This is a genomic window from Oricola indica (assembly GCF_965227485.1).
GTDB classification, from domain to species: Bacteria; Pseudomonadota; Alphaproteobacteria; order Rhizobiales; family Rhizobiaceae; genus Oricola; species Oricola indica.
In genome coordinates this window covers 2,842,666-2,859,806 of the sequence record NZ_OZ245747.1, presented here as the reverse complement: position 1 = coordinate 2,859,806, position 17,141 = coordinate 2,842,666, and the positions used below count along the sequence as shown (strand labels likewise).

General features: G+C 62.1%; 16 protein-coding genes. 8 read left to right on the top strand and 8 right to left on the bottom strand.

Annotated features, from left to right (window positions below):
• Positions 1–33: 33 nt before the first annotated feature.
• Positions 34–660, top strand: a complete 627-nt coding sequence (locus ACQK2M_RS14340; RefSeq protein ID WP_425418354.1) for a MarC family protein — start codon at positions 34–36, stop codon at positions 658–660.
• A 10-nt stretch (positions 661–670) separates the two neighbouring features.
• Here ACQK2M_RS14340 and ACQK2M_RS14335 read toward each other — a convergent pair whose 3' ends face one another.
• Positions 671–1,081, bottom strand: a complete 411-nt coding sequence (locus ACQK2M_RS14335) for a hypothetical protein (RefSeq protein ID WP_425418353.1) — start codon at positions 1,079–1,081, stop codon at positions 671–673.
• Between the two features lie 10 nt (positions 1,082–1,091).
• Complete coding sequence (gene ssb, locus ACQK2M_RS14330) at positions 1,092–1,592, bottom strand: single-stranded DNA-binding protein (protein ID WP_425418352.1); 501 nt, start codon at positions 1,590–1,592, stop codon at positions 1,092–1,094.
• 253 nt (positions 1,593–1,845) lie between these two features.
• Here ssb and uvrA point away from each other — a divergent pair, with 253 nt between their 5' ends.
• The 3 genes from uvrA (at position 1,846) to ACQK2M_RS14315 (ending at position 6,282) form a co-directional block, all read left to right on the top strand.
• Positions 1,846–4,764 (top strand): excinuclease ABC subunit UvrA, encoded by a 2,919-nt coding sequence (gene uvrA, locus ACQK2M_RS14325; RefSeq protein ID WP_425418351.1) that lies wholly within the window; start codon positions 1,846–1,848, stop codon positions 4,762–4,764.
• Between the two features lie 116 nt (positions 4,765–4,880).
• On the top strand, positions 4,881–5,369 hold the full coding sequence (locus ACQK2M_RS14320; RefSeq protein ID WP_425418350.1) for an Hsp20/alpha crystallin family protein: 489 nt from the start codon (positions 4,881–4,883) through the stop codon (positions 5,367–5,369).
• Positions 5,370–5,469: 100 nt separating this feature from the next.
• Positions 5,470–6,282 (top strand): DUF72 domain-containing protein, encoded by an 813-nt coding sequence (locus ACQK2M_RS14315; protein WP_425418349.1) that lies wholly within the window; start codon positions 5,470–5,472, stop codon positions 6,280–6,282.
• A gap of 9 nt (positions 6,283–6,291) precedes the next feature.
• On the opposite strand, the gene ACQK2M_RS14310 is transcribed toward ACQK2M_RS14315, so the two are convergent.
• Positions 6,292–7,812 (bottom strand): NAD(P)H-hydrate dehydratase, encoded by a 1,521-nt coding sequence (locus tag ACQK2M_RS14310; protein ID WP_425418348.1) that lies wholly within the window; start codon positions 7,810–7,812, stop codon positions 6,292–6,294.
• Positions 7,813–8,025: 213 nt separating this feature from the next.
• Here ACQK2M_RS14310 and ACQK2M_RS14305 point away from each other — a divergent pair, with 213 nt between their 5' ends.
• The 4 genes from ACQK2M_RS14305 to ACQK2M_RS14290 all read left to right on the top strand — a co-directional run bounded on the left by ACQK2M_RS14305 (position 8,026) and on the right by ACQK2M_RS14290 (position 12,161).
• Positions 8,026–8,364: a P-II family nitrogen regulator gene (locus ACQK2M_RS14305; RefSeq protein ID WP_223478095.1), complete on the top strand. Its 339-nt coding sequence runs from the start codon at positions 8,026–8,028 to the stop codon at positions 8,362–8,364.
• Between the two features lie 61 nt (positions 8,365–8,425).
• Complete coding sequence (gene glnA, locus ACQK2M_RS14300) at positions 8,426–9,832, top strand: type I glutamate--ammonia ligase (protein ID WP_425418347.1); 1,407 nt, start codon at positions 8,426–8,428, stop codon at positions 9,830–9,832.
• A 229-nt stretch (positions 9,833–10,061) separates the two neighbouring features.
• Positions 10,062–10,490 (top strand): FKBP-type peptidyl-prolyl cis-trans isomerase, encoded by a 429-nt coding sequence (locus ACQK2M_RS14295; RefSeq protein ID WP_223477835.1) that lies wholly within the window; start codon positions 10,062–10,064, stop codon positions 10,488–10,490.
• A 96-nt stretch (positions 10,491–10,586) separates the two neighbouring features.
• Positions 10,587–12,161 carry an MBL fold metallo-hydrolase RNA specificity domain-containing protein gene (locus ACQK2M_RS14290; RefSeq protein WP_223477836.1) on the top strand — a complete coding sequence of 525 codons (1,575 nt, stop codon included), beginning with the start codon at positions 10,587–10,589 and terminating at the stop codon, positions 12,159–12,161.
• 47 nt (positions 12,162–12,208) lie between these two features.
• Here ACQK2M_RS14290 and ACQK2M_RS14285 read toward each other — a convergent pair whose 3' ends face one another.
• The 5 genes from ACQK2M_RS14285 to ACQK2M_RS14265 form a co-directional block, all read right to left on the bottom strand.
• Complete coding sequence (locus ACQK2M_RS14285; protein WP_425418346.1) at positions 12,209–13,198, bottom strand: RluA family pseudouridine synthase; 990 nt, start codon at positions 13,196–13,198, stop codon at positions 12,209–12,211.
• Between the two features lie 16 nt (positions 13,199–13,214).
• Entirely contained in the window at positions 13,215–13,592 is a 378-nt protein-coding gene (crcB, locus tag ACQK2M_RS14280; RefSeq protein WP_425418345.1) for a fluoride efflux transporter CrcB, read from the bottom strand.
• 52 nt (positions 13,593–13,644) lie between these two features.
• Complete coding sequence (locus ACQK2M_RS14275) at positions 13,645–14,199, bottom strand: flavodoxin domain-containing protein (protein WP_425418344.1); 555 nt, start codon at positions 14,197–14,199, stop codon at positions 13,645–13,647.
• Positions 14,200–14,271: 72 nt separating this feature from the next.
• Positions 14,272–15,585, bottom strand: a complete 1,314-nt coding sequence (locus ACQK2M_RS14270; RefSeq protein WP_425418343.1) for a replication-associated recombination protein A — start codon at positions 15,583–15,585, stop codon at positions 14,272–14,274.
• A gap of 1 nt (position 15,586) precedes the next feature.
• Positions 15,587–17,095, bottom strand: coding sequence for a DegQ family serine endoprotease (locus ACQK2M_RS14265; protein WP_425420046.1), 1,509 nt, complete (start codon positions 17,093–17,095; stop codon positions 15,587–15,589).
• Positions 17,096–17,141 lie beyond the last annotated feature (46 nt).

Genomic DNA, 17,141 nt, shown 5'->3' with positions numbered 1-17,141 from the left:
GCCCGCCAAGCCGCTATCCTGCTACGCAAAACCATGAGCATGGACCTCCTCATCAATTCGATCGTCACGCTTTTCGTGACCATCGATCCGCCCGGCCTCGCACCGCTTTTCCTGGCGGTCACCACCGGAATGAATCGGGCGGAACGCAAGCAGGTTGCGCTGCGCGCGAGCGTGATCGCATTCGCGGTCTTCCTGGTCTTCGCGCTGGCCGGAACGTTGATCCTGAAACTGTTCGGTATAACCTTGCCCGCATTTCGCGTGGCCGGCGGATTGCTGCTGTTCTGGATCGCCTTCGAAATGGTGTTCGAGCGCCGCCAGGAACGCCACGAAAAAGCCGCCGAACGCGCGATCACCCAGGATGACATCCACGGTGTCGCCGTCTTTCCGCTGGCTATCCCGCTCATGGCGGGCCCCGGCGCGATTTCAGCGGTCATCCTGCTGTCCGGCGATTTTTCAAACGCGCTTGATCGCACCGCGCTGATCGGCATCGTGCTCGCGATCGTGCTGCTGACCTATGGTATCTTTCTGCTGGCCGAGCGCGTCGAGGGTTTGCTGGGCGCGACGGGCCGCACGGTACTGACGCGCCTGCTCGGCGTCATCCTGTCGGCGCTGGCGGTGCAATTCGTTGCCGACGGCGTCAAGGCGCTGATCGCCGCCTGACCGGCCGGCGTTAGCGCAACGCGTCGAGATCGACGGTCATCTCCTGTCCGCCGAATGCGTGAACGCTGTCATGCGCCTTCACGATCACCGAAGATACGGCATCGGGAATTGCGATGCCGGTCTGTGATCGCGTGAAAGGCTGTTCTGTCTCGTGCGGGTGCAGCAGAACCCGCTCCCCATAGACCGTACCATCCGGCCCCTGGACGACCCACTTGTCGGCGTAGTGCTCCCAGCCCTCGTCGGCATGGCGAACCGTCACGTCGAAGCGCCACGTTCCGCCGCTCTCGGCTGTTGCGTCGACCGCGACGACATCCGCCTCGCTGGCGAAGACCTGCGTCAGGGACAACAGGATCGCCGCGATGGTGACGAGCGCAATCGACAGCGCCGTCGCGTCAGACCTCGTCCCGCGCCGGGCATTCATGGTTCATTCCTCAGAACGGAATCTCGTCGTCCATGTCGCGGACGAAATCGTCGCCGCCGGAAGGCGCCTGGCCACCACGATCATTGCCGTAGCCGCCGCCACCTCCGCCAACCCGCTGCTGACCGCCGCCGCCACCACCATAGGAGCCCTCGCCCTCACCGCGGCTGTCCAGCATCTGCAGGTCACCCCGGAAGCGCTGCAGCACGATCTCGGTCGTGTATTTGTCCTGGCCGTTCTGGTCCTGCCACTTGCGGGTCTGCAACTGGCCCTCGATATAGACCTTCGCGCCCTTCTTCAGGTAGTTTTCGGCCACCTTGGCGAGGTTCTCGTTGAAGATGACGACGCGATGCCACTCGGTGCGCTCGCGCCGGTCGCCGGAGCCCTTGTCCCGCCATGTCTCCGATGTCGCCACCGACAGATTGACCACCGGATCGCCCGAGTTCATTCGCCGGATTTCGGGATCGGCGCCCAGATTCCCGACGAGGATAACCTTGTTCACACTGCCAGCCATGACGCCAACACTCCCGTCTGATTGTTCGATACGTGATTTTACCCTACTCAAGCGCGATAGCGGGCTCCACACCGGCTGACGCTGTCCACAGGGTCTTTTTGTTCTTGTAATGTTCTAGTGTTTGCGCAATGCCTCTGTCAAGGCGCATGCGGCGAGTCGGGGATTGTCGGCAGAGATTGCCCCGATCCCTCGACATCAGACGCCGCATGCTTAAATGATGGAAGCAGGCGGACCTCCGCGACAGGCACCTTTCATGACCGATCAGAAACACATCACCATTCGCGGGGCCCGCGAACACAATCTGAAAAATGTCGACCTCGACCTGCCACGCGACAAGCTGATCGTGATGACCGGCATGTCGGGCTCGGGCAAGTCCTCGCTTGCCTTCGACACCATATATGCCGAGGGGCAGCGCCGCTATGTCGAAAGCCTGTCGGCCTACGCGCGGCAGTTCCTCGAGATGATGCAGAAGCCGGACGTCGACCAGATCGACGGCCTGTCGCCGGCCATCTCCATCGAGCAGAAGACGACCTCGCGCAATCCCCGCTCAACTGTCGGAACGGTCACCGAAATCTACGACTACATGCGCCTGCTGTTCGCGCGCGTCGGCGTGCCGATCTCTCCGGCCACGGGATTGCCGATCGAAAGCCAGACCGTCAGCCAGATGGTCGACCGCATCATGGCATATGAGGACGGCACGCGGCTCTATATCCTCGCGCCCATCGTGCGCGGACGAAAAGGCGAGTACCGCAAGGAATTCGCCGACTTGATGAAGAAGGGCTTCCAGCGCGTGAAGGTCGATGGCGAATTCTACGAAATCGCCGATGTCCCTGCCCTCGACAAGAAGTACAAGCACGATATTGACGTGGTGGTCGACCGCGTCGTCGTGCGCGACGACATCGCCGCGCGGCTTGCCGACAGCCTCGAGACCTGCCTCAGCCTCGCGGATGGCCTTGCTGTCGCGGAATTCGCCGACCGGCCGCTGCCGCCGGAAGATACCGGCGCCGACGCGGTCAACAAGTCGAAGAACGACACGCATGAGCGCGCCGTCTTTTCCGAAAAATTCGCCTGCCCGGTTTCCGGCTTCACCATTCCCGAGATCGAGCCCCGGTTGTTCTCGTTCAACAACCCGTTCGGCGCCTGTCCGTCCTGCGACGGATTGGGCACGCAGAGCACGATCGACGCCGGCCTCGTCGTGCCGGAACGCGAGGTCAGGATGACCGACGCGATCGCGCCGTGGTCGAAATCCTCCTCGCCCTATTACCGGCAGACCCTCGATGCGCTGGGCAAGGCCTATGGCTTCAAGATCACCCAGAAATGGTCGGAGATCTCGGATGAGGCGCGTCACGCCGTGCTGCAAGGGACCGGCAGCCGCAAGATCGACTTCGTCTATGATGACGGGCTGCGCTCCTACAAGACCTCGAAAACCTTCGAGGGCGTGATCCCCAACCTCGAACGCCGCTGGAAGGAAACCGATTCGTCCTGGGTGCGCGAGGAGATCGAGCGCTATATGTCGGCAACGCCCTGCGCTGCCTGTAACGGCTACCGGCTCAAGCCGGAAGCGCTGGCCGTGAAGATCGGCGGCAAGCACATTTCCGAGGTCACCGAATTCTCGATCCGCAACGCGGTGAAATGGTTCGACGAGGTCGAGGAGACGTTCTCCGAGAAACATCGCGAGATCGCCTATCGGATCCTCAAGGAAATCCGTGAACGCCTGCGCTTCCTCAATGATGTCGGTCTCGACTACCTGACCCTGTCGCGCAATTCCGGCACGCTTTCCGGCGGCGAGAGCCAGCGCATCCGGCTCGCCTCGCAGATCGGCTCGGGGTTGACCGGCGTGCTCTATGTCCTGGACGAGCCGTCCATTGGCCTGCACCAGCGCGACAATGCCCGCCTGCTCGACACGTTGCGCCACCTGCGCGATCTCGGCAACACGGTCATCGTCGTGGAGCATGACGAGGACGCGATCCTGACCGCCGACCATGTCGTCGATATCGGCCCGGCGGCGGGCATTCACGGCGGGCGGATCATCGCCTCGGGAACGCCCGGCGAGATCATGTCGAACCCCGCTTCGCTCACCGGCCAGTATCTTTCGGGCGACAAGGCGATCCCGGTGCCGGCCGAACGGCGCAAACGCAAGAAGAACCGGGCCATCAAGGTATCCGGCGCGCGCGGCAACAACCTGAAGGATGTCTCGGCGGAAATCCCACTCGGCCTGTTCACCGCTGTCACCGGCGTGTCAGGCGGCGGCAAATCCACATTCCTGATCGAGACGCTCTACAAGGCGGCCGCGCGGCGCATCAACGGCGCGCGCGAGAACCCGGCGGAATACGACCGGATCGACGGCCTGGAACTGCTCGACAAGGTGATCGACATCGACCAGTCGCCGATCGGCCGCACCCCGCGCTCCAACCCAGCCACCTATACCGGCGCGTTCACGCCGATCCGCGACTGGTTCGCCGGCCTGCCGGAAGCCAAGGCGCGCGGCTATGCGCCGGGGCGGTTCTCCTTCAACGTCAAGGGCGGCCGCTGCGAGGCCTGCCAGGGTGACGGCGTCATCAAGATCGAGATGCACTTCCTGCCCGACGTCTACGTCACCTGCGACGTCTGCGACGGCCACCGCTACAATCGCGAGACGCTGGACGTGCATTTCAAAGGCAAGTCGATCGCCGATGTGCTGGAAATGACGGTGGAGGAAGGCGTCGATTTCTTCGCCGCGGTTCCGGCCGTGCGCGACAAGCTGGAAACGCTGAAGCGCGTCGGCCTCGGCTATATCAAGATCGGCCAGCAGGCGACGACGCTGTCCGGCGGCGAGGCACAGCGCGTCAAGCTTGCCAAGGAGTTGTCGCGCCGCGCCACCGGGCGCACGCTGTACATCCTCGACGAACCGACCACCGGCCTGCACTTCCACGATGTCGCCAAGCTGCTCGACGTGCTGCATGAACTGGTGGAGACCGGCAACACGGTCGTCGTGATCGAGCACAATCTCGAAGTCATCAAGACAGCGGACTGGATTATCGATCTCGGCCCTGAGGGCGGCGACGGCGGCGGCGAGATCGTCGCGACCGGCACGCCGGAAGACGTGGTCGGGGAACCGCGCTCCTACACCGGCCAGTTCCTGCGCGAACTGCTGGAACGACGGCCGCAGAAGCGGGTCGAAGCGGCGGAATAGCGACCTCCCAAGGGCAGCTCGGCTACCGTGCCATTGATAGCCGTCAAGGAATTTTCACAATCGAATTCCTACCTTCCCGACACCCCGCGAGGACGGGGCACGCAAAGGAGGTATTCATGGCTGAAAACAAAAAGAGCAATGTTCCTTCCATGTGGTCCGGCGGAATGTTCGACGACTTCCGCAAGGAAATGGATGATGCGATCTCCAGCTTCTTCAGCGGTCGGCGCGGCTGGCCGACGCCGTCCAAGGCTTGGGCGGATATGCCCACCGGCCTGGTCAATCCCGCCATCGACGTCACCGAGAATGACGAGTCCATCACGCTGACCGCGGAACTTCCCGGTCTCGCTGAGGAAGATGTCGATCTGACAGTGCGCGATGGCGTCCTGACGCTGAAAGGCGAGAAGAAGCATGAGCGCGACGAGGACAAGGATAATGTCCATGTCACCGAACGGTCCTACGGGTCGTTCCAGCGGACCATGCCGGTGCCGGACCGCGTCGATGCCGACAAGATCAGCGCGAAGTTCGACAAGGGCGTCTTGAAGGTCGTCATGCCGAAAAAGGCGGAGTCCGTCTCCGCCGCGCGCAAGATCGCTATCGAGAAGTAGCAGCGGGAAATAGCAGTATGTGTCAGGAGCCGGCCGGTCTTCCCGGCCGGTTTTCTGCTTTCGGGTTGCCGCCGCCCGCGACATGCGCCAAGCATGCGCCATGGCAAATCGCGGTATCATTCGATCGGGCATGGGCGGCTGGAATTTCGAGCCATGGCAAGGCGTCTTCTATCCGGAAGACCTGCCGAAGAAACGACAGCTCGAATACGCGACCCGCCAGGTCACCACGATCGAGGTCAACGCCACCTATTATCGGGGCCAGAAGCCCGAAACGGTCGCCGGCTGGGGTGCCGAAGCGCCTGACGGTTTTGTCTTTTCCATCAAGGGCAATCGCTTCGTCACCAACAAGAAGGTGCTTGGCAGCGCCGCGGACTCGCTGAGCAAGTTCTTCGCCCAGCAGCTTTCCGGTCTTGGCCCCAAGCTCGGTCCGATCCTGTGGCAGTTCGCACCGACAAAGAAATTCGAGGCCGACGACTTCGAGGAATTCCTGAAACTTCTACCGGCCGAGGAAAACGGCGTCCGGCTTCGGCACGCGCTGGAGGTTCGTCACGAGAGCTTCATCGATCCCGCATTCGTCGAACTGGCCGCCGCGTATGGCGCGGCCATCGTCTATGCCGACCATTTCGCCTATCCGGCCATCGCCGACGTCACCGCCGATTTCATCTATGCGCGCCTGCAGACAGGCGACGATTCAATCCCGACGGCCTATTCGCCGGACGCCATGGACGCCTGGGCGAAACGTGCGATCACCTGGGCTGAAGGTGGCGTCCCTGACGGTCTGCCGCTTGCCGCACCGGACCGCCGACCGGAGCAAAAACCGCGCGACGTGTTCCTCTACTTCATCCACGAGGGAAAGATCCGCGCACCGCACGCGGCTATCGATTTCCTGAACCGTGTTGAAAAGGCCGGCTGAGGCTTGTCGTCAGAGCAACGGCTCGAGAGCCGGAGCGATTTGCGAAACGATATCTTCAGCGATTGTCAATGGTCCGGCCGCCCTTCCCGCTTCGCCATGCAGCCATGCTGCCGCGCATGCCGCTTCGAACGGACCCATTCCCTGCGCGATCAGTCCGCCGATGACACCCGCCAGCACGTCGCCGGAGCCTGCGGTCGCAAGCGCCGCTGTCCCATTGGAATTGATCGCCGCGCGTCCATCCGGAGCGGCGATCACCGTGTCCGGCCCCTTGTAGAGCAGAACCGCATTCGCCCGCCGGGACGCCTCCAGCGCCTTGTCGAGTTTCGACATGGTGCCGTCTTCCGCGAGGTCGGGAAACAGCCGGCCGAATTCGCCTTCATGCGGTGTCAGCACCAAAGCCGGCTCCGCACATGAAGCCGCAGCATCGAAGAGCGTCTTTCGGTCCTGCGCGAACGCGGTGATCCCGTCCGCGTCCAGCACGAGATGCAGGCCGCTCTCATTTGCGCCCTCAAGCGTCAGCCGCGCGATGGGCCGCGCACTGGCCAGATCGCCGAATCCCGGCCCCAGCACGCAGGCGCGGCACCCCTTCAGATCGCTCAGCCTGTCATATGCATCGTCCGGCGCGCAGGGGCGAAGCATGATGGAGGTCAGATGGGCGGCGTGAATATCGAGCGCATCGGGCTGTGCGAGAATGGTCACCGCACCGGCGCCGGCGCGTTGCGCCGCCATAGCCGACAATCTCGCCGCGCCGGTCGCGTGCCGCCCGCCGGAAAACACCGCCGCATGCCCGCGCGCATATTTATGAGACCGTTCATCGGCACGCGACAATCTGCTTCGCCAAAGGCCCGGTTCGTTTTCGAACACATCCGGCGGGTCGTCCCGAAAGACCTCGGGCCGGACGCCGATATCCGCAACGACCAGCGTTCCGCAAAGGGCCCTGCCCGGATAAAGAAGGTGCCCCGGCTTCTTGCGAAAGAACGTGACCGTCGCATCGGCTGGCACCGCTCCGCCGAGATCGCGGCCGCTGTCGCCATTGACGCCGCTTGGCAGGTCGACAGCGACGACGCGGCAGCCGCTCTCGCGCGTCCTGTCCAGCGCGGTTAGCGCAGCGCCGGTAATCCCCCGCGCAAGACCGGCGCCGAACAGCGCATCGATGACCACGTCGTCGCGACCGGGATCGAACCGATCGAGCGGCAGCACTGGCACCGCGCATTCCGACCGTGCAATCTCCGCGTCCGAACCCGGGCGCGGCTCGCCCAAGGCGAATAATCTGACTGCGACACCTGCTTGCGCGAGCCGTTGTGCGACGACATAGCCGTCGCCGCCATTGTTCCCAGGCCCGCAAAGAACCAGCGCGCGTTGCGCATCTCCGAAACCGGCAAGCACGCAGTCGGCAACCGCCGCCCCGGCATTGCGCATCAGGGTGATGCCCGATGCGTAGGCATTGCGAATTGAGAAGGCATCCGCACGCGCCATCCGCGCGCAAGTCAGGATCGCATTCTCATGACGGGCGTCCGTCGCGGACTCCATTTCGAACCTCTTATGTGATTACAAATTATGCAATTTGCCTATTGGTTGTGCATTCCATATGTAGCTAGGCGCGAAACACGGCGCGCACCGCAGATGGCAAAGCCGAGATTGTTGGGCTTCGGCGAACTTGTCCATGGCAAAACGACGCAGTTCAAAATTGGCACGCCATCTGCTTGTGTAGCGCCAGACTTTACCGTGGAGGCTTGCCTGTACATGAAAAAGATCGAAGCGATCATTAAACCGTTCAAACTCGATGAAGTGAAAGAAGCTTTGCAGGAGGTGGGCCTCCAGGGCATTACCGTTACGGAAGCAAAAGGGTTCGGCCGCCAGAAGGGTCATACCGAACTCTACCGGGGCGCCGAATATGTCGTGGACTTTCTCCCGAAAGTGAAGGTCGAGGTCGTGGTCGCGGACGATACCGTCGAAGCGGCCATGGAAGCGATCAGGAATGCAGCCCAGACCGGGCGCATCGGCGACGGGAAGATCTTCGTCTCCAATATCGAGGAAGTCATCCGTATCCGTACCGGCGAGACCGGCGCGGACGCGATCTGACGACACGGTTCCTCGAGAAACCATTTCCCCAAAATTTGCAGTTCAACCAAAGGGAAGACAAATGAGTGCAAATGACATTCTGAAGAACATCAAGGACAACGAGGTCAAGTTCGTCGACCTGCGCTTCACCGACCCGCGCGGCAAGTTGCAGCACGTCACGATGGAAACCTCGGTCGTCGACGAAGACATGTTCGCCGACGGCGTCATGTTCGACGGTTCCTCGATTGCCGGCTGGAAGGCCATCAACGACTCCGACATGGTGCTGATGCCCGACACCGAGACCGCGCACATGGACCCGTTCTACGCGCAGTCCACGATGGCGATCTTCTGCGACATCCTGGAGCCGATGTCCGGTGAAGCCTACAACCGCGATCCGCGCATGACCGCGAAGAAGGCCGAGGCCTACATCAAGTCCGGCGGATTCGGCGACACGGCCTATTTCGGCCCGGAACCGGAATTCTTCCTGTTCGACGACGTGAAGTTCTCGACCGACATGTACAAGACCGGCTTCGAGGTCGATTCCGTCGAACTGCCGACCAACACAGACGCCGACTACGAGACCGGCAACCTCGGTCACCGTCCGCGCATCAAGGGCGGCTACTTCCCGGTCAACCCGATCGACTCCGCACAGGACATCCGTTCCGAGATGCTGACGGTCATGGGCGAAATGGGCGTGAAGATCGAAAAGCACCACCACGAAGTGGCGGCCGCTCAGCACGAACTGTCGATGCTGTTCAACACGCTGACCTTCAAGGCCGACGAAGTGCAGCTTTACAAATATGTCTGCCACAACGTCGCCCACGCCTATGGCAAGACGGTCACCTTCATGCCGAAGCCGGTTTATGGCGACAACGGCACCGGCATGCACGTCCACCAGTCGATCTGGGGCGACGGCAAGCCGCTGATGGCCGGCGACGGCTATGCCGGCCTGTCCGATACCTGCCTTTACTACATCGGCGGTATCATCAAGCACGCCAAGGCGCTGAATGCCTTCACCAACCCGTCGACGAACTCCTACAAGCGTCTCGTCCCGGGCTTCGAGGCACCGGTTCTGCTCGCCTATTCGGCGCGTAACCGTTCGGCGTCCTGCCGTATTCCGCATTCCGGCTCGCCGAAGGGCAAGCGCGTCGAAATCCGCTTCCCGGATCCGATGGCGAACCCCTATCTCGCCTTCGCCGCAATGCTGATGGCCGGCCTCGATGGCATCAAGAACAAGATCCATCCGGGCGATCCGATGGACAAGGACCTCTACGACCTGCCGGCCGAAGAACTGGCCGGTATCCCGACCGTTTGCGGATCGCTGCGTGAAGCCATCGCGGCAGTCCGTGAGGATAACGACTTCCTGAAAGCCGGCGGCGTCTTCGACGACGACCAGATCGAGGCCTATCTCGAGCTCAAGGAAGAGGAAAACATCCGTTACGAGCACACGCCGCACCCGGTCGAATACGACATGTACTACTCGCTCTGATTCCAGAGCGAAGGGGACGGGGCTACAAGCCGGCGGCGCGCAAGCGCCGCCGGTTTTTTCATGCCATTGAACCGCCGGTCCGGCATGGAAATGGGAAGGGGTGACAGGGTTTACACCTCACCTCACATTTGTATGCTGTTGCAAATCCCGCGCGCGACACGCATGCGGACGACCATTGGGCAGCGCGAACGATTTGCCCAGAACTCCATTATCCAAAACGAGAAGCCATATGAGCGAAGCCCAGCACGGCAGCAAGGTGCATATTCACTACACAGGAAAACTGACGGACGGCACCGTCTTCGACAGTTCCGACGGACGCGAACCCCTCGAGTTCGAACTCGGCGCCGGACAGGTGATTCCCGGTCTGGACAAGGCCATGCGCGGCATGGAAGTCGGTCAGTCGAAGACTGTCACCATCCCCTCTGACGAGGCCTATGGCCCGCACCATCCGGAAGGCGTCCACGTGGTCGAACGCGAATCCCTTCCCCCGAATGTCGATACCGATCTCGGTTCACGCCTGCAGGCGTCCGCCCAGGACGGCAATGTCATCAATCTGACGGTGGTTGCGGCGGACGACGCCACCGTGACGCTTGACGCCAACCATCCCCTTGCCGGACGCGATCTGGTTTTTGACGTGGAACTGGTAGCGGTCAGCTAGCATACATGACGGGGTGCGAGGCATCGGCTTCGCGCCCCTTGCCCGCAAGGGCCGGATTTGTCACACCGGTTCTCAGAGGAACCGGGAGATAATTTCATGGCAACGCTTTCTTTCTACGGCGCGGCGGGGACAGTAACCGGTTCCTGCTCGATGGTGCAGGCAGCCAATGCCCGCTTTCTCGTCGATTGCGGCATGTTCCAGGGCAACAAGACGATACGGGCGCTCAACGATCAGCCGTTCCCGTTCGACCCCGGCGCCGATTTCCTGATTCTCACCCATGCCCATATCGACCATTCGGGCCTCCTGCCCAAACTGGTCAAGCATGGCTTTTCCGGCCCCATCTACTGCACGCCCCCGACCGCCGATCTGCTGAGCTTCATGCTGCTGGATTCGGCCAAGATCCAGCGGTCCAATACCGAGCGCTACAATCGAAGGCGCCAGCGCAAGGGCGAGGAACCGCTTGAGCCGATCTACTCCGAGGAAGACGCGCGCGCGACGCTGGAACTGCTTCGCACCAAGGATTACGACTCATGGTTCGAGCCGAAGCCGGGCATCCATGTCCGTTTCTGGAACGCCGGCCACATCCTGGGCTCGGCCTCCGCCGAATTGAAGATCGAGGACGATAACGGCGGCAACACGATGCGCATGCTGTTCTCGGGCGACATCGGCCCCGAGGAGAAGGTTTTCCATCCCGAGCCTGAAGCAGAGCGTGGCTTCGACTATGTCATCTGCGAGAGCACCTATGGCGACCGCGAGCGCGACGACTACACGCTGGAAGTCCGCCGCGAAATGCTCCGCAAGGAACTGGTGCGCGGATTGTCGGCCGGCGGCAATGTGGTGATCCCGGCCTTCGCGGTCGAACGCAGCCAGGAACTCCTGCACGATATCGGTGTCCTGCTCGCGAACGGCGAACTGCCGGAAACGACGGTCTTTCTCGATTCACCGCTTGCCAAGGCCGTGACGGAAGTCTTCATCAAACACGCGGGCACGCTTGACGACGTCGAACTCGACGAAGCCGCCCTCTTTCGCGATCCGCGCTTCCGCCTCGTCCAGGATGTCGAGGAGAGCAAGGCGATCAACCGAATCACCGGCGGCGCGATCATCATCTCGGCCAGCGGGATGGCCGATGCGGGACGGATCCAGCATCACATCAAGAACAATATCTGGCGCCCGAACGCCACGATCCTCTTTGCCGGTTACCAGGCCCCCGGAACGCTGGGATATTTCATCACCAGCGGCGAGCCGGTCGTTCGCATTCACGGCAAGGAGTTCATGGTGAAGGCGGAAATCCGCCAGCTCGGCAACTATTCCGCCCATGCCGACCAGTCGGAATTGCTCGACTGGGTCGAGGAGCGCGGCCCCGTGGTCGGACGCCTGTTTCTCAACCATGGCGATGACGATGCGCGCGAGGAAATGGCGCGGCTGCTGGCAACGCGTGGGTTCGACCCGGAACATATCGTCCTGCCGCAAATGGACGAATCGTTCGAGCTCGTGGCCGGTGACGCCAAATCCAAGGGGCGCCTGCCACAGCGCGTGCCGCAGGCGGAATTGCTGACCGATTGGAACAACGATTATGCCGCGTTCCTCGTCACCCTCACACGGCGCCTGCAAGACGCCAAGAACGACGAAGAACGCCGGGAGATCATCGCCGGCCTGAGCAAGGCGCTTTAGTCGGAAAGGCTACGGGTCCGCAGACGGAGCAGAAGTCAGGCATGCCTTCACTCCTCAGTGTCGGCGTCGGACTCCTTGAACCCGAGCAGATTCCAGCTCTGCACCATGTGCGGAGGCAAGGACGCGGTCACGTTGATGACGCCGCCGTCGGGATGAGGAATCACGATGCGCCGCGCATGCAGGTGCAGCTTTTTCTGCATCCCGCCCGGAAACTCCCAATTCGGGTCGTCCTCGAAATATTTCGGGTCGCCAAGGATCGGATTGCCCATATGCGCGGCGTGAACGCGCAACTGGTGCGTGCGCCCGGTGACCGGCTCCATCTCCAGCCATGACAATTGATGGCCGGCGACTTGTATGACGCGGTAATCCGAAACGGCATGGTCAGCGTCGGGTTCGCCATGTTTGCACACGCGCATCTTGTCGCCGTCGGGCGTCTGCTCCTTGAGCAGCCAGGTCGAGATGCGCCCTTCCCGCTTCTTCGGGACGCCCTTGACCAATGCCCAGTAGGTCTTCTGCGTGTCGCGTGTCCGGAATGAACCGGTCAGTTTCTGCGCCGCGCCGCGTGTCCGCGCCACGACAAGGATACCCGACGTATCGCGGTCGATACGGTGCACCAGGCGCGGCTTCTCGCCTTTGGCGTTGCGCAGCGCCTCGAGCATGCCGTCGATATGCCTGTTGAGGCCCGAACCGCCCTGAACCGCGAGACCCGCCGGTTTGTTGAGAACAAGAACTTTCTTGTCCTCGAAGAGGATCATCCGCTTCAGGGCTTCTTCGTCGCTTTGGTTGCGAATCGTGCGGGCGGTCATCGGCCCCTTTTCGAGCACACTTGCCGCAGCCATTGGAGGAATGCGCACAGTCTGCCCCGCTTCGAGCCGCGTTTCCGACTTGGCGCGACCACCATCGACCCTGACCTGGCCGGTTCTCAGCAGTTTCTGCAATGCACCGAAAGCAAGGTCCGGATAATGGACCTTGAACCAGCGATCGAGACGCATTCCCGCCTCGTCGTCCTCCACCGTCTTCTGCTCGACGTTCGCCATCTTTGGTTCTCCGCCGTCAGGCTACACTGCGCACGAGCGTCAGCCCGGCGAACAAGGCAAGGATCGACAGCGCCACGCTGGCGGCAAGATAGATCGCACCCGGCCACTGGTTGCCCCTCTCCCACATCAGCGCGAAATCGAGCGAGAACGCCGAGAACGTGGTGAAGCCGCCGAGGAAACCCGTGGCGATGAAGCTGCGCAATTCCATACTGGTTCCGGTCCGCCGCGCGAGCCAAGCCACGAGAACACCCATGGCGAAGGACCCGACGATGTTGACGATCATCGTGCCCCAAGGGAAATGCGGCCCGGCGATCCGGAGCGCGGCAAGATTGGTCAGGTAACGGGCGGATGCGCCAAGACCGCCGCCAAGGGCCACGAGTAGAAGATGAGACATGGAGTCGTCCTACTCCATGGCCCGCCGGCGCGAAAGCCCTGGCGCGTCGGCTTCAGATCTTTCCGGCGAGGTGCGGAGCCTGTGCGACAAATTCATCGACGAACTTGTCCAGCGCCACCCAGTCGGTGAACTCGTGATCACGGTTGGTGTCGGTCGGCCCGCCCTCTTTCCGGGCAATACGCTTCAGCATCCAGCGGCGGAAGAAGTCGTACTCGGTGTATTTGAGCGCGCCGGCGGCGTTGTGGATCGATACAGGCCACCAGCCGGTTTCCTGGCTGAACTTCTCGACGATCTGATCGAGTTCGGCGATCTCGCTCTCATCCGCCGATGCCGCAGTGAGAGAAACCGAAACGAATGCGCCCGGCCGGGCCATCAGCGTGGCACTGTTCTTTTCTACGAAACGGCGCAACGGCGCCGGAAACGTACCGATATGGACCGGCGCGGCCACGATCGCGACGTCGAACGCGCTCGCGTCGGGCGCTTTATGTACATCGGTGGCGTCGATCTGCGTTACGTCGTTTCCACCGCCCGAAAGCCTCTCGGCCACATGGTCGGCAATCTTGCGTGTCTGACCCTCAACGGTCGCATAAACGAGCAGGATACGCATGCTTTCCTCCATTCGGCGAACCAAGTGCCACCCGCCGCCCGGCATTGCCTTGATAACGATCAAACCCGGCGTTCAGGAGTTTTTCTTGTTCCGCAGTTGCGCCCAGTAGTCCAGTCGTTTGCGAATCTCGCGTTCGAATCCGCGCTCGACCGGTTCGTAGAAATTCTGACGTCCCAATGCTTCCGGGAAATAGTCCTGCCCGGAGAAAGCGTCTGGTTCGTCATGGTCATAGCGATAGCCGTCGCCATACCCCTCCTTCGACATCAACTTGGTCGGCGCATTGAGGATATGCATCGGCGGCAACAGCGAACCGTTCTCCTTCGCCGCCCGCATCGACGCCTTGAACGCGACATAGGCCGCGTTCGATTTCGGCGCGGTTGCGAGATAGATGCAGGCTTGCGCCAGCGCGAGTTCGCCCTCGGGCGATCCCAGATAGTCGTAAGCTTCCTTGGCGGACAATGCGATCGACAAGGCCTGCGGATCAGCGAGACCAATATCCTCGCTCGCCATGCGAACGAGCCGCCGGCCGATGAAAAGCGGGTCTTCGCCAGCGTCGAACATGCGGGCGAGATAATAAAGCGCCGCATCCGGATCGGATCCGCGAACCGATTTGTGCAGCGCGGAGATCAGGTTGTAGTGGCCGTCCTGTCCCTTGTCGTAGATTGGCGCGCGCCGCTGCAGAATGCGCCGCACGCCATCCTCATCAAGTGTCTCGTCGGGCTTTGCCGCACGAAGAATTTCCTCGGCCAACGTCAGAACGGCACGGCCATCGCCGTCGGCCATGCCGGTGAGCAGGATGCGCGCCTCGGGAGTAACCGGCAACGGCGTTCTCGTCAGCGCCTCCGCGCGCTGCAAGAGGCGCGCCAGATGATCCTCTTCAAGCCGTTTAAGCGTCAGGACACGCGCGCGCGAAAGCAAGGCGGCGTTCAGTTCAAAGGACGGATTCTCGGTCGTAGCACCAACGAGAAGGATCGTGCCGTCCTCCATGACCGGGAGGAAGCTGTCCTGCTGCGCGCGGTTGAAGCGATGTATCTCGTCGACGAACAGCAATGTCTGCTTGCCATTGCGCAATCGCAGCCGCGCCGCCTCGAAGACCTTCTTCAGGTCGGCGACGCCACTGAAGATTGCGGATATCTGCTCGAAATGCAGTCCGGTCGCGCCCGCGAGCAATCGCGCGATGGTTGTCTTGCCGGTGCCTGGAGGCCCCCAGAAGATGACATTGCCCAGACCGCCGGATGCGATCATCCTGGTCAGTGCACCGTCCGGCCCGGTCAGATGATCCTGTCCCACGACGTCGTCGAGCCGCTCCGGCCGCAGCCGGTCCGCAAGCGGGCGCGGCGCCGAGACAGTCGGACCGGTTTCCGGCGTTGCAAACAAATCGCTCATGCTAGCCGCGGAAATACTGGCGGATCAGGCGGCCGCCGCGATTGACCTCGAAGCTCCAGGACCGCTTTCCGTCCTCGACGGTCTCGGCAACATCACCGACGTCCCTGATGGTCGTGCCATTGATCTTCACCAGTATGTCACCGGGACGGAAGCCGAACTTCATCGCGGGCGAGCCACGCCCGATGTCCGTGACGATCACGCCGTCTCCCCGGAAACGGATATTCATCCGATTCAGAATGCGCGGTGAAATATTCGCAACGCTTGCGCCGGCGAGCGGATTGGAACCGGTAATCGTCGTCTCGTTCGCAGGAACGGATTCCGGCGCTTTCTCGAGCCGGATATCGAGTGCGAGGCGTTTCCCCCGAGATAACAGGGCGAACGTCACCGTGCGCCCGGGCCCGGCAGTCGCCAGGCGATAGAAGATGGCGTCCGGATGTTCGATCGTATGCCGGTCGACGCTCAAGACCACGTCACCGACACTCAGGCCGGCCCGGTCCGCGGGACTGCCCGGGTCGATACTGCGCACGATCGCGCCCACCGGCCGCCGCATGCCGAGGCTCTCGGCGATCTCGGCGGTCACCGTCGAGAATTCGGCCCCAAGATAAGGCCGCTCGAAGGCGTCCGCACCGCCGCGAACCTGATCAAGCACCGCACGCACCATGTTGGACGGGATAGCAAAACCGATACCGTTGGAGCCGCCCGACCGAGAGAAGATGGCAGAGTTGATACCGATCAGCCGGCCCGACATGGCGATCAGCGCACCGCCGGAATTTCCGGGATTGATGGACGCATCGGTCTGGATGAAAAATCCGAAATCCGAGACGCCGATCCGGGTCCGCGCAAGTGCCGATACAATGCCCGAGGTGACGGTCTGCCCGACACCGAACGGATTGCCGATCGCGAGAACGAGGTCACCCGTCTCGACCGCGTCGGAATCGTCCAGTTCGATATAATCCAGCTGCCGACCCGCATCGATCCGCAACACCGCAAGGTCGGAACGTTCGTCGCGCAACACGACTGTACTCTCGAATTCCTCGCCATCCGACAGGGCAACCTTGATCTCGTCCGCATTGCCGATGACGTGGTTATTCGTGACGATCAGGCCGGACGGATCGACGATGACGCCGGACCCGAGCGACTGCTCCATGCGCGGCTTGGCCGGGCCACCGAAATTCCGACCAAAAAAATGTTCGAAAAACGGATCGCCCTGAAATGGCGACGAGCGCTGCTGCACGATGCGGGCCGCATAGACGTTGACGACGGCGGGCGCCGTCCGCTTCACTAGCGGCGCGAAGGAAAGCTGAATCTCGCCTTGACTGGCTGGGACGCGACGCGGTGCATCGGCATCGGCGGGATTTCCGGGACGCGGTGGCTTCTGGCGCGAATTACCGCCCCCGAAGAGATCTTCGAGCAGGTTGTTGACGCCCTCTTCTATGCTTTGGGCATGGACCGGCGCGAACGCTGTTCCCAGAACCAATGCCACTGCGAGCACCACGCGCGAAATACGCATCGATGACATGAAAAGCTCCCTGACCGCCTGAGATTCGCGCCAACAT